The 13,042-nt window shown below is 64.0% G+C and carries 9 protein-coding genes, 1 tRNA gene and 1 pseudogene; 6 read left to right on the forward strand and 5 right to left on the reverse strand.

Annotated features, from left to right (window positions below; translation table 11 throughout):
• Positions 1 to 10 precede the first annotated feature (10 nt).
• Positions 11 to 769 (reverse strand): DeoR/GlpR family DNA-binding transcription regulator, encoded by a 759-nt coding sequence (locus FJW06_RS27940; protein WP_140756619.1) that lies wholly within the window; start codon positions 767 to 769, stop codon positions 11 to 13.
• A 117-nt stretch (positions 770 to 886) separates the two neighbouring features.
• Here FJW06_RS27940 and FJW06_RS27945 point away from each other — a divergent pair, with 117 nt between their 5' ends.
• Both FJW06_RS27945 and rnd read left to right on the forward strand, forming a co-directional pair.
• Positions 887 to 2,110: an MFS transporter gene (locus FJW06_RS27945; RefSeq protein ID WP_140756621.1), complete on the forward strand. Its 1,224-nt coding sequence runs from the start codon at positions 887 to 889 to the stop codon at positions 2,108 to 2,110.
• Between the two features lie 196 nt (positions 2,111 to 2,306).
• Entirely contained in the window at positions 2,307 to 3,458 is a 1,152-nt protein-coding gene (gene rnd / locus FJW06_RS27950; protein WP_140756623.1) for a ribonuclease D, read from the forward strand.
• 140 nt (positions 3,459 to 3,598) lie between these two features.
• Here the strand turns inward: rnd and FJW06_RS27955 are convergent, their stop codons facing one another.
• Positions 3,599 to 4,144: a hypothetical protein gene (locus FJW06_RS27955; protein WP_246674893.1), complete on the reverse strand. Its 546-nt coding sequence runs from the start codon at positions 4,142 to 4,144 to the stop codon at positions 3,599 to 3,601.
• Between the two features lie 46 nt (positions 4,145 to 4,190).
• Positions 4,191 to 5,693, reverse strand: coding sequence for an IMP dehydrogenase (guaB, locus tag FJW06_RS27960; RefSeq protein WP_140756625.1), 1,503 nt, complete (start codon positions 5,691 to 5,693; stop codon positions 4,191 to 4,193).
• 296 nt (positions 5,694 to 5,989) lie between these two features.
• On the opposite strand from guaB, the gene FJW06_RS27965 reads away from it, so the two are divergent.
• Positions 5,990 to 7,411: an MFS transporter gene (locus FJW06_RS27965; protein WP_140756627.1), complete on the forward strand. Its 1,422-nt coding sequence runs from the start codon at positions 5,990 to 5,992 to the stop codon at positions 7,409 to 7,411.
• Positions 7,412 to 7,481: 70 nt separating this feature from the next.
• Here the strand turns inward: FJW06_RS27965 and FJW06_RS27970 are convergent, their stop codons facing one another.
• On the reverse strand, positions 7,482 to 8,195 hold the full coding sequence (locus FJW06_RS27970; RefSeq protein ID WP_140756629.1) for an RlmE family RNA methyltransferase: 714 nt from the start codon (positions 8,193 to 8,195) through the stop codon (positions 7,482 to 7,484).
• A 55-nt stretch (positions 8,196 to 8,250) separates the two neighbouring features.
• Entirely contained in the window at positions 8,251 to 9,615 is a 1,365-nt protein-coding gene (locus FJW06_RS27975; RefSeq protein WP_140756631.1) for a Ppx/GppA phosphatase family protein, read from the reverse strand.
• 277 nt (positions 9,616 to 9,892) lie between these two features.
• Here FJW06_RS27975 and FJW06_RS27980 point away from each other — a divergent pair, with 277 nt between their 5' ends.
• From FJW06_RS27980 to FJW06_RS27990, 3 genes and pseudogenes are all read left to right on the forward strand, one after another.
• Positions 9,893 to 10,825: a YbhN family protein gene (locus tag FJW06_RS27980; protein WP_140756633.1), complete on the forward strand. Its 933-nt coding sequence runs from the start codon at positions 9,893 to 9,895 to the stop codon at positions 10,823 to 10,825.
• Positions 10,826 to 11,031: 206 nt separating this feature from the next.
• Positions 11,032 to 11,105 (forward strand) — tRNA-Gln (locus FJW06_RS27985).
• A gap of 484 nt (positions 11,106 to 11,589) precedes the next feature.
• A pseudogene (locus tag FJW06_RS27990) lies at positions 11,590 to 13,042 on the forward strand (hypothetical protein); the annotation flags it as partial.

The following is a 13,042-nucleotide window of genomic DNA, read 5'->3' on the forward strand; positions in this document are numbered from 1 at the left end:
CTGCGACCGTTCAGGCAAAGTGGACTTGCGCGCCCTGGCTTTGGAAATCGGCCAGCGTGGCGGCGGGTGCTGTCCTTTCCACCACGAGATGGCGGATCGCATCCGCCCCCGCCACGCGATAGGGCGCGGCGGTGGCGAGCTTGTCGTTGGTGACGGCAATGGCGATGCCGGCGCTGTTTTTCACCATGGCGCGCTTCACCTCGGCTTCGGCCGAATCGAAGGCGGTGACGCCGCGCGCGACATCGAGCCCGCAGGAGCCCAGAAAGAACAGATCGGCGCCGAACTGCGCCACGGCGGCAAGCGTGTCGGCGCCCACGCAGGTGCCGAGATTGGGCACATAGCGGCCGCCGAGCATGATCAGTTCGACCAAAGGGCGATCGACCAGCGCCGAGGCGACGCCCAGCGAATTGGTGGCAATAGTCAGTTCCATGTCGCGCGGGATAGCCCTGGCGATCGCCTCGTTGGTGGTGCCGCCGTCGATGAACAAAGATTGCCCGGCGCTCAACAGCCCAACCGCCGCCCTGGCGAGCCGCGTTTTTTCCTCGACCGCATGACGGCTGCGCTGGCTGAGCGTCGCGGCGGCAAAAGGCGCGGAGGCCACCGCGCCGCCATAGACGCGGCGCAACTGCCCGGCCTTGGCCAATTCCCTGAGATCGCGTCGCACCGTGTCTTCCGAGACGCCGAAACGGCTAGCAAGCTCGCCGGCCAGCACCTTTCCATCCGCCGCAAGCTGGTCGCGAATAAGTTGATGGCGTTCCTCGGTGAGCATGCACGATCCCATTTATTTATGCACGTTATTGCATGTTTTGCCTGATCGTGCAAGAAACAGAGGCGTGAGCGACCTCGGAGTTCGCCTGCCTTACTCCTTGTTGTTGGATTGTCCGCGATGACGCTTGGCCTGAAACTCGCTCCGCAGCACCGCGTCTATGCGGGCTTTGCGATCTATTCCTTCGCCATGGGCAACATCTTCCCGCGCCTGCCCGACATCAAGCGAGCCATGGGGATCGAAGACGGCACGCTGGGGCTCGCCCTGATCGGCACGCCGATCGGCACCCTTATCGCGCTGACGCTGGCGACACCGATGCTGGAGCGCGTCGGCTTTCGCCGCGCGGTGCTGTGGCTGGTGCCGCTGCTTGGCCTCGCCTATGCCGTCGCGGTGCACGCGCCCGGCCCCGCCGCTCTGTTCCTGATGCTGCTCCCGGTCGGACTGATGATCGGCAGCATCGAGATCATCTTGAACGTCGAGGCCGACAGGACCGAGTTCCTTCTCAAACGCCGCATCATGAACCGGGCGCATTCGTTCTGGAGCATCGGTTTCTTCGGGGCCGGCCTGTTCGGCGGCGCGTGGGCGCATCTCGGCCTGTCGCCGCAACTGCATCTGGCGCTGGTGGTGCCGATGGTGGCGGTTGCGATGGCGCTGTTCCTCGGCGGCTTCGAACCGGCGCCCGCCCGCTTCGCCACGTCCGGCGACAAGGCGCCGATGTTCGCCCGGCCGACGCTGCCGATCCTGATCCTCGTCGCGGTGACGCTGTCTGCCATGCTGATGGAAGGCGCCAGCATGGATTGGTCGGCAATTTATATGCGCACCGTGTTCGACTCAGGCCCGTTCGTCGCCGGGATCACGGTCGCACTGTTCGCCTTCTCGCAGGCCACGACACGCTTCTTCGCTGACAGCTTCGTCGATCGCTACTCGCCAAGCGACGTGGCGCGCGCGCTGTTGGCGACCACGATCGTCGGCGTCTTCATCGTCTTCTTCTCGCCCCTGCCCTTCATCTCGATGCTAGGCTTTGCGCTTCTGGGCATCGGCAGCAGCGCCATCTTCCCGTTGGCGATCTCGGCGGCGGCTCAGCGCACCGACCGCCCCGCGGCGATCAATGTCGCGGCTCTGTCGCAGATTTCATTCGTCGCCTTCCTGCTTGGCCCTCCGCTGCTCGGCTTCGTGTCCGATCATTGGGGCATCCGCTCGGCCTATGGCATCGGCGTACCGTTCATCGTGCTTAGCCTGGCGGCAGCGGGCGCGCTCGGCCGACGACCGTCGTCGAACGCAATACCGGACGGGACAGGATCCGGCTCGACAGGAGAGACCCCGGCGCGAGCTTATGAAGCATGAACGGCTCGCGCGGCAGCGTCACTTAGGGAGCTGGCCGCAGCCGATCGAGGGGGCATCGCGGGATGGCGCGCGGGCACGCGGTGCTATTTCGCACGGGAGAACCCGACGATCGAGCCGCCGCTTACGTCGCGGCGCTTGACGAAAGCGCGCGCGGCTGAAATTGAAAGAGGCCTAATACTGTGCCAAAAGCGATTTGATGCGCGTCATCACCACACAAGAAGAACTCGAGAGCGTTATCGCGGCGTTCGAAAAGTCGGAATTCGTTACCGTCGATACCGAATTCATCCGCGAAACGACCTTCTGGCCGATCCTTTGCCTGATCCAGATCGCCGCGCCTGGAATCGAGGCGCTTATCGATCCGTTGGCGCCCGGCATCGACCTGAAGCCGTTCTTCCGGCTCATGGCCAATGAAGCGGTGCTGAAGGTCTTCCACGCGGCACGCCAGGACATCGAAATCATCGTCCATCTCGGCGATCTGGTGCCGCATCCGGTGTTCGACACGCAGGTGGCGGCGATGGTCTGCGGCTTCGGCGACAGCGTTTCCTACGACCAGCTCGTGCAGAAGGTCACCGGAGCCCGGCTGGACAAGTCCTCGCGCTTCACGGACTGGCGGCACCGGCCGCTCTCCGACAAGCAGCTCGAATACGCGCTTGCCGACGTCACCCATCTGATCAAGGTCTACCAGCATCTCAGCGCCGAGCTGGAGCGCGAGGACCGCGGACATTGGCTCAACGAGGAGATGGACGTCCTCACCTCGCGCGAGACCTACGATCCGCACCCCGAGGACGCCTGGAAGCGGTTGAAGATGCGGCTGCGCAAACCGCAGGAGCTGGCGATCGTGCAGGCGGTGGCCGCCTGGCGCGAACGAGAGGCGCGCGAGCGCGACGTGCCGCGCGGCCGCGTGCTCAAGGACGATGCCATCTACGAGATCGCCCAACAGGCACCGCGCGATGCGGCCGCGCTCGGCAAGCTGCGCACCACGCCGAAAGGCTGGGAACGTTCTGCGACGGCAACGGCGCTGCTTGGCGCGGTCAACGCTGCCCTCGCCCTGCCGAAGGACGCGATGCCGAAACTGCCGAAAAGCGTGCAGCCGCCGGAGGGGTCGAGCGCGGCGGCGGAACTGCTCAAGGTGCTGCTCAGGATCGTCGCCGAGAAGGAAGGCGTCGCCACCAAGGTTCTGGCCTCCAGCGACGATATCGACCGCATAGCGGCCGAAGGCGACGAAGCCGAGGTAGCGGCGCTGCAGGGCTGGCGGCGCGCGGTTTTCGGCGAGCAGGCGCTGAGGCTGGTGCGCGGCGAGATCGGCATCAAGTTCGACAAGCGTAGGATCGCGGTGTTCGACCTCTAGAGCGTTTCACCGTTTCACGGAAACGGCGAACCGCCCTATCTCATTGATTTGACGCAATTCCGGACGGAAAACCGTTCACACTTTTCCTGGAATTGCTCTAACGCCCTTCCTTCTCTCACAAGGGAGAAGGGAAAGTCCGCTCAGCGCCGTTTTACTGCCAGCGCGAAGACCGCGATGACGAAGACCGGGATCGCCAGCAGCGCGAATTTGGTGACGGTCAGCGACGAGGCGAAGGCCAGCGAATCGGGATTGGCCAATTGGAAATCGGAGAGCAGCCGGGCCAAGGCGAAATTCTGGGCGTAGCCGGCGATCGCATAGGGCAGCACCAGCACCAGCGAGAACAATGCCTGGAGCTGCGCCGGCATGGCGCGGAAGGTGCTCAGCCGCCGCCCGAAGGCGAGGATAAGGCTCACCAGCGTCAGCGACAGCAGTGCCGGGAACAGAAGGTCGAAGGTCAGGTAGTGCCAGACGATGATGATCTCGCCGCCGCGCCGGCCGAGCGTGGTAAGCCAGGCCATGCCTTCGTCGGGCGTGAAACCTGCAATGCGCATGTCGAGCGAAGCCAGGCCGCCGCTCAAGCGCTGGAAATAGAGAAACTCCAGCGCCGTCATGACCAGGAACAGCGCAATCGAAGCAATGGAGAGCGCCGCCGCGTGGCGCGACAGCCGCAGCACCGCCAGGCTCAAATTACGCCAAAGTCCCCGCTGGCGGTCGGACTGATCGGTCTGCCGATCAAATTCCGCCTGGGTAATTGGGGCTTTCGCGGGTGATCGTGACGTCATGGGCATGGCTTTCACGAAGTCCGGCGTTGGATATGCGCACAAAGGTGGCGCGCTCGCGGAAGTCTGCAAGGTCACGTCCACCCACATAACCCATAGCGGCTTTCAGGCCGCCTGCAAGCTGGTGCAGCACGCCAGCCACAGGTCCTTTGTAGGGAACCTGCCCTTCAATGCCCTCCGGAACCAGCTTGAGGGTGTCGCGAACCTCAGCCTGGAAGTAGCGGTCGGCCGAGCCACGCGCCATGGCGCCGACCGAGCCCATGCCGCGGTAAGCCTTGAAGGAGCGGCCCTGGTGCAGATAGACCTCGCCCGGGCTCTCGTCGGTGCCGGCAAGCAGCGAGCCGATCATGGCCGCGCTTGCGCCCGCGGCGAGCGCCTTGGCGAGATCGCCCGAATATTTGATGCCACCATCGGCGATGACGCTGACGCCCGCCTTGCCGGCTGTCTCGACCGCCGACATGATCGCCGAAAGCTGCGGCACGCCGACGCCGGCGACGATTCTGGTGGTGCAGATCGAGCCCGGACCGATACCGACCTTGACCGCGTCGGCGCCGGCATCGATCAGCGCCTGCGTGCCGTCGGCGGTGGCGACATTGCCGGCCAGGATGCGCACGGAGTTGGACAGCTTCTTCGCCCGCGCCACCGCGTCCAGCACGCGCTGGGAATGACCGTGTGCGGTGTCGATGACCAAAAGGTCGACGCCGGCATCGATCAGGCGCTCGGCGCGCTCGAAGCCGTCGTCGCCGACACTTGTGGCGGCCGCCGCGCGCAGGCGCCCTTGGGCATCCTTCGTAGCGTGCGGATTGAGCTGCGACTTCTCGATGTCCTTGACGGTGATCAGGCCGACGCAATTGCCATTCCTGTCGACCACCACCAGCTTCTCGATGCGGTGCTTGTGGAGCAGGCGCTTGGCCTCGTCCTGGTCGACATTCTCCTTGACCGTGATGAGGTTCTCACGGGTCATCAGCTCATAGACCTTCTGCGACGGATCGGAGGCGAAGCGCACGTCGCGGTTGGTGAGGATGCCGACCAGACGGCCGACGGTATGGCCGCCCGTGCCGCCATTTTCGACCACCGGAATGCCGGAAATCGAGTAGGTGCGCATCAGCGCCAGGGCGTCGGCCAGCGTTGCGTCGGGGCCGATGGTGACGGGGTTCACCACCATGCCGGATTCGAATTTCTTCACCTGCCTGACCTGCTCGGCCTGCTCGGCCGGCGAGAAATTGCGGTGGATGACGCCGATGCCGCCGGCCTGCGCCATGGCGATCGCCAGCCGTGCCTCGGTGACGGTGTCCATGGCCGCCGACAGGATCGGTACGTTGAGATCGATGTCGCCGGCAATGCGGGTGCGGATGTCGGTTTCGCCCGGCATCACCTCGGAATGGCCGGGCTGCAAAAGCACGTCGTCGAAGGTCAGCGCCAGCGCGCCGGTAGACGTTTCGATGATTTTTGCCATGGCCAGTCCTTTTGAATGCGGAAAAGGCGCCGGGCCGATTGGCCAGCGCCGACTCTCTTCTTCCCTTTCAGGATTGGCGCTGGCTGGTAACACGTCCTGTCGCAGTTGAAAAGCCGGTCGTTGGGGGCAACCGCAAAGTCTTGCGCTCAACTGTTTTTCAGCCACCAGTGGTTGCGGTCGCACAAAAGTGACAGCAATTTAATGCGACATCCGGGCCGAGGCGTGATAACCGCCGGTCGCACCGGTTCGCCCCCAAGCCGGGCCTCGAATCGCGAAGACAAATCAGGGCGTCTCCCTTGAACCGCATCATCCCGCTCATCCTGGCGGTCGCTCTTTTCATGGAGAACATGGATTCGACCGTGATCGCGACGTCGCTGCCGGCGATCGCTGTCGACATCCACACCAGCCCGATCGCGCTGAAGCTGGCGCTGACGGCCTATCTGGTGTCGCTGGCGATCTTCATTCCGATCAGCGGCTGGATGGCTGACCGGTTCGGGGCCAAGACCGTGTTCCGCGCCGCGATCGGCGTCTTCATCGCCGGCTCCGTCGCCTGCGCGTTTGCCAATTCGCTGCCGGCGTTCGTGGTGTCGCGTTTCCTGCAGGGCATAGGCGGCGCGATGATGACACCGGTCGGGCGCCTGGTGCTGGTACGCGCCACGCCGAAGAACGAACTGGTCGCGGCGATGTCCTGGCTGACCGTGCCGGCGCTGGTCGGACCGCTGGTCGGACCTCCGATCGGCGGATTCATCACCACCTATTTCACCTGGCACTGGATTTTTCTGATCAACGTGCCGATCGGGCTGCTGGGCATCTGGCTCGCCACGCGGTTCTTGCCCGAAACCGAGCCCGCCGAGACGCCGCCGCTCGATTTCCCGGGATTTGTGCTCAGCGGGCTCGCAGCGTCCGGCGTCGTCTTCGGCCTTTCCGTCGTCAGCCTGCCGGCGCTGCCGCCGCTGGCCGGCTTCATCACGGTGGCGGTCGGGGTGATCTCCGGCGTGCTTTATCTCCTCCATGCGCAGCGCGCCAGGAACCCGCTGCTGGCGCTGGAGCTGTTCCGCAACCAGGTCTTCCGATCCTCGGTCCTCGGCGGCTCGCTGTTTCGCATCGGCATCGGCGCGGTGCCGTTCCTTCTGCCGCTGATGTTCCAGATCGGCTTCGGGCTGACGCCCTTCCAGTCGGGCATGATCACCTTCGTCTCGGCGATCGGCGCCATTGGCATGAAGTTCGTCACCGCGCTGCTGTTCCGGCTCGCCGGCTTCCGGCGCGTGCTGATCTGGGGCTCGCTGGTCGCGGCCGCGTCGATCGCCATCTACGGCCTGTTCACGCCGCAGACGCCCTACGCGCTGATGTTGGCGATCCTTCTGGTCGGCGGCTTCATCCGCTCGATGTTCTTCACCGGTGTCAACGCGCTCTCCTATGCCGAGATCACGCCCGCGGACACCAGCAAGGCGACGCCGATCACTGCGGTCTTCCAGCAATTGTCGATCGCGATGGGCGTGGCGCTGGCCGGCGGCATCCTCGAAGTGTCGACCTCGATCCATGGCGGGCCGCTGACTCTGCGGGATTTCCACATCGCCTTCTTCATCGTGGCGGCCGTCTCGGCGGCAGCCTCGATCACCTTCATGCGGCTTGCGCCGGAGGCCGGCAATGCGGTCTCGGGCCATGGCCGGCTGACCACGCCGAAGACGCTGGAAACGGTGGGCACGGCGGGGAAGTAGCTCAGGGTACGGCTCTGCCTAACTTCGTCATTCCAAGGTCTGCGCGCGTCGCTTCGCTCCTTGCTCCGCCCTAGAATGACGAAGTGCCAGGGTCTTTGAACTCCTTCGCCAGCAGGTAAAGCTCCACCGATTCATTGCGCGAGGCCGGCGGCTTCACATGATGGACCGAGCGGAAGTTCTGCTTCAGCAGCGACAAAAGCTCGTTCTCGGCGCCGCCCTGAAAGGTCTTGGCGAGGAAATGCCCGCCGGGCTTGAGCACGTGCAGCGCGAAATCGGCCGCGACTTCGCACAGATGCATAGTCCGCAAATGGTCGGTGCGGCGATGGCCGGTCGTGGGCGCGGCCATATCGGACAGCACCACGTCCGGCTGGCCGCCGAGCGCCTCAGCGAGTTTTTGCGGCGCGTCCGGATCGAGGAAATCCATCTGCAGGATGACAGCGCCCGGTACCGGATCCATTTCGAGATAGTCGATGCCGACCACATGCGGATTCTCGGCGCTAGACTTCGTCCGCGCGGCCGCTACCTGGCACCAGCCGCCGGGCGCAGCGCCCAGGTCGATGACCTTCATGCCAGGCTTCAGGAGATGATGCTTGTCGTCGATCTCGATCAGCTTGTAGGCCGCGCGGGAGCGATACCCGTCCGCCTTGGAGCGCTGCACATAGGGATCGTTCATGTGGCGCTCGAGCCAACGGCGCGAGGATTCTTTCAAGCCGCTCTTCTTGTTGATCCTGGTCTTGAGGACGCGAATGCTTCCCGAGCCCGGCTTTTCCGGTTTCTTGCTCATCGGCGTTCTCTTCTGCGCATGAGCTTTTCCAAAAACCGGCTTCCACTGTTTGGGATCATGCGCGGCGCCCATGATTGCGCCAGACGCCGTCATCGGCCATAAGCTCGCTCAAAATCCCCTCGCGCAAGCCCCGGTCGGCGACGCGCAGCCGCTCGGACGGCCACACGCCACGGATCGCCTCCAGAATGGCGCAGCCGGCAAGAACGAGGTCGGCGCGGTCGGCGCCGATGCAGGGATTGGCGCAGCGCTGCTGGAAATCCCAGCCGATCAGGCGCTCGATCATGCGATCGACGCTGTCGCGGTCCATCCACAGGCCATCGACGCGGCGGCGGTCGTAGCGATCGAGATCGAGATGCACGCCGGCAAGCGTCGTCACCGTGCCGGACGTGCCGAGCAGATGGAAGTTGGGGCTGGCCAGCACATGCGCGAGCCGGTCGCGGCCGTCGAAGGCCTTCAGCCGGGCGGCCACATCGTCGACCATGGCGGCAAAGGTCTCGCGCGTCACGGTGCGGCCGCCGAAGCGCTCGGCGAGCGAGACGACGCCGACGGGCAGCGAGGTCCAGGACACGATGTGGTTGGCCAGACGCGGCGAACGCCGTCCGGTCAGGTCGATCAGCGCGATTTCCGACGAGCCGCCGCCAATGTCGAACAGCACCACGCCTTGCGTATCGCGCTCGACCAGCGAGCCGCAGCCGGAAACGGCCAGGCGGGCTTCGGTCTGGCGGTCGATGATCTCGAGCTTCAGCCCGGCCTCGCGCTCGACCCGATCCAAGAACTCGACACCGTTAGCGGCCGAGCGGCAGGCCTCCGTGGCGATCAGCCTGGCTTTCCTGATCTTGCGGTTGCGCAGCTTCTCGCCGCAGATCTTCAGCGCCTCGACCGCGCGGTCCATCGCCGCCTGGCTGAGCCGACCGCTGGCCGTCAGCCCCTCGCCCAGCCTGACGATGCGCGAGAAAGCGTCGATGACGCGGAACTGGCCGTGGCGGCCAGGCACCGCGACCAGCAACCGGCAATTGTTGGTGCCGAGGTCGAGCGCGGCAAAGACAGGCAATTCCTGTTGCGGCGGACGCTGCGGGGCCGCCAGCCTCGGCTCGACTGGAGAAGGCGCGCTCCGAGGTTGGCTTGCCGCCGTGGCGGCAGGCGCAGGCTGCGGAACGACGCCGTTCTCGTCGCGCGCGAATACCTTGCGGCCCCGCTTGCGCTTGCGGCGTTTGCGCATCTTGCCTTTCGGCTGATCGCCATGCTGGTCAGCCTGGCTTGCGCCAGTTTGCCTCTGGCTGGCATGTCTGGGGTCAGCATGTCTTTGGTGCGCACCCGCGTGGCGGCTGAATCGCGCCGGGTGCGGGCCCGCCGGCTGCGTCGGCGATGCCCCGGACATGCCCACTGCCGACGCGCCCGCGCCGGTATCGTGGTCTTCCACTTCAGTTCCTTCCGGCGCCGCGCGAACCGGAAGCGGACGCAGCAGGCACCTCGATTGTTTCAAGTTGAAGACAGAGTAGCAGCGCCGTTCGCAATCACCAAGAGCGCGATGCCGAATTTCACTAACGTCACATTTGCCAGCGTCACGTTGGGGCAATGTCTTGCCGGTTGAATAGCCGGCTTCAATCAGGCATGTCTCAAACGCGGGTTCCAAGGGGCAAGGGTTCGAAAGGATTGGGCAACATCATCAATGAGCTGCAACGCATGATGACGACGCCATGAATTGGAGGCGCTATTTCTGGCCGGTCATAGGCATCGCGGCCGTTGCGTTCTCGCTGTGGCTGCTCATCCACGAACTGCGCGGCATCTCGCTCGACGATGTCTGGGCCGGCATCGCCGCCATTCCGCCGCGCGATTGGGTGCTGGCGGCGCTGAGCTCGGTCGTCGCCTATGCCTCGCTCGCCGGCTACGACCACATAGCGCTGCTGCATATCGGCAAGAAAGTATCGTGGCTGTTCGTCACACTGTGCTCCTTCACCACTTACGCGGTGTCGCACAATATCGGCGGCTCGGTGTTCTCCGGCGCGGTGATCCGCTATCGCGCCTACGCCACGCGGGGATTGACCGGCCAGGAGGTCGGCGTGCTGGTGGCGATCTGCTGGTTCACCTTCATTCTGTCCAGCGTTTTCCTCGGCGGCCTCGTTCTGCTGTTCGAGCCGCAGATCATCGACCGCTTCACCGGCGCGCCGCATCATGGCGCTGCCTTCGCCGCGGGGCTCGCCATGCTTATCCTCGTCGGCGCCTATGCGTTCGGCAGCTGGCTTAGGCTGAGATCTTTGAAGATAGGCAGCTTCGAGCTCCACTATCCGGCGCTGCCGATCGTAGCGCGACAGTTGCTGGTCGGGCCGGTCGAGCTGCTCGGAGCTGCCGCGATCATCTACTTTGCCCTCCCCGATGCCGGAAATCCCGGCTATTTCGTCGTGCTCGGTGTGTTCATGGTGTCGTTTTCGATCGGGCTGCTGTCACATGCGCCGGGTGCGCTCGGCGTGTTCGAGGTCGTCTTCCTCACCGGCCTTTCGGACATGAACCCGGTGGGAGTGCTCGCTGCGCTTCTGGTATTCCGCCTGTTCTATCTCATCATTCCGCTGCTGATCGGCCTTGGCGTGGTGCTTTATTTCGAGCATTCGCAGTACAGCAAAGGCGAAAGCTGAAGCCTTCCGAGCGCCCGGCCGAACGGCCAACGGATGTCGCCCAAAAGTGCCGAGCGGCTTTGGGCGAACGACATGCATCGGACAAAAGGCTTCAAAAAGGCCGCGATTGAACTCAGCTGCGGGCTTGACTATTTTTCGATGGCGGCTACAAGGCAGCGCTCGCGGCACATGAGCCGCCCGCTTCGCGCAATACCAATCGCGCCTGCTGGGGAATAGGTTAACGGTAGACCCACGGACTCTGACTCCGTTAGTCCTGGTTCGAATCCAGGTTCCCCAGCCAAACTGGATGTCCTGTGGACGACTCGGTTCCACAAGCTTCTTTCGCCGTCCCCCATGTACGTTTCTCCGGCTTCGCCGTGCCGCGATTTCACGCAGGACACGCGTCTGTTCGACCAATGCTCAGACATTCGATCGCCTATCGAGTTTGAACGGAGACTCAGACCCGCGCGAAGAGCGGGCATCACGATGGCCGTTCTGCATGGCCGGAAGTACTGCCGACGTGGTTGACCGTGGGGGTCTGTGACCTAGCTTAGAGTTCAGAATGGACCGTCCGGACTCCCCAAAAATGCGGATTGGAACGCACCGTGGGAGAACTTTTGGGATATTGACGATGGAGAGGTGCGAGTCGGCTTTTCGGGACATTTAGGGCAGGCGGCGCTGGAGGCCCGAAGCAGTCACAGCTTGGAGAGCAGAAGCAGCTTTAGCCAGCATCGGGGAGAAGACCCAAACACCGCTTCGCGAACTTAAGTAGCACCCAAGACCACATGGGCACGACGATGCCAAATCATCTTGCCGAAATTTACACAAGTAACACAGATCTCGCCATCCCCGGTGCGATTGCGATACTCGTACTGGCTGGCGTCTTTCTTGTGCTCCGGCATGCCCTTGTCGCAGTGCTGCGGAGTCGCCCGAGACCAAATGCCTACCTGAAAGAATGCAAGCCTGTTCCTCTCGAGGAGGTTCCTTGGGTCTGGGAACGCCCGGTCGACCTTGCAACCGGAACTGGTTCTTCTCAGGCTGTCGTGTCCTCGGACGCGGATGCCCGGCCTCAGGATGCAAACTACCGTCAGTTCGGGGTGCGAATCGAACATTTCGAGATGATCTCCGAAGGTTATGAGAGTTCGCCAGGCGACCTGCCCAATCCCTTCGCTTCCCCGACAAACATCGCTACGGCGTCACCTCCCCGTGTTCGCTGGCCTATCGGTCTTTTATCACGCCTGGGCATCGCCACGATCTGTCTGGCCGTGCCGCTTGGCTATACGATGACGAGACAAAATTGGGTCGAAAGCGCCCCCGTCATTTCGCAGGCCCAGAATCCCTCCCAGCCCGATCTTTCGCGATCCTTCGCGGTTCCGACGAGTGCTGCATTGGATACGGAGGGACCAGCCCAGGGCGACGGGCGTACGAATGCCCAATCGCCTGGCCCGGATCTCGCGGCTGCCAAGGCTGAAGTCGAGGCTGCTCGTGCTCAGGCATCCGCTGCGAGGGATCTGGCCGGCCACGAGCACCGAACTCTGGAAGAAGAGCGCGCCAGAAGCGCCTCTCTGCAGAGTGCGCTCTTGGAATCGCGCAAGCAGGTCGACGCGCTGAGGACAAGCATGGCAGCAGCCGACAACGCATACGGGGAGCGTTTGCGCAACGAAGTCGCGACAGCCCGCATGTATGACGCATTGCAGCGCATTGCGGGAGACGCCCGCAGGCTGCTGGGCGAGAGCATCAACTATGTCGTTACGCAGATGCCGGCTGCTCATCTGGAGCGTCAGCGAACTGAATTGATGGCGCGCGACTTATACCAGGCGCGGGCGCAAATTTCACAGCTTCAGGCCACGGCCGCCGAGGACAGCGCCAGTGCCAAGGCCTCGCTTGCACAAGTGAACGGAGCGCTTGACGACGAGCGCCGGAAGTCGAAGGACCTTCGTGGCGACCTCGCCGCAATGGAACTGTCCAAGGCCGCGATCGCGGATAAGGCTGAGCGGGAACGAACCGGTGCAGCCACAGCGAGAGAACGGGTGGAGCAGACCGCAACCGAGACTGCACAGACCCTCGCCCGAGAACGCGCTTCCGCAGCATCGACTCGTGAGGATCTTGAAAAAGCCCGCCTCGAGCGCGACGCGGCTGAACAGGAACGAGCCAAGGCTTCCAAAACAAAAGAGCGTGCGGAGCAGACCGCAGCCGAGACGGCGCAGGCTCTGACACGAGAACGCGCTTCCGCAGCAT

It is taken from the genome of Mesorhizobium sp. B4-1-3 (assembly GCF_006439355.1).
GTDB lineage: Bacteria > Pseudomonadota > Alphaproteobacteria > Rhizobiales > Rhizobiaceae > Mesorhizobium.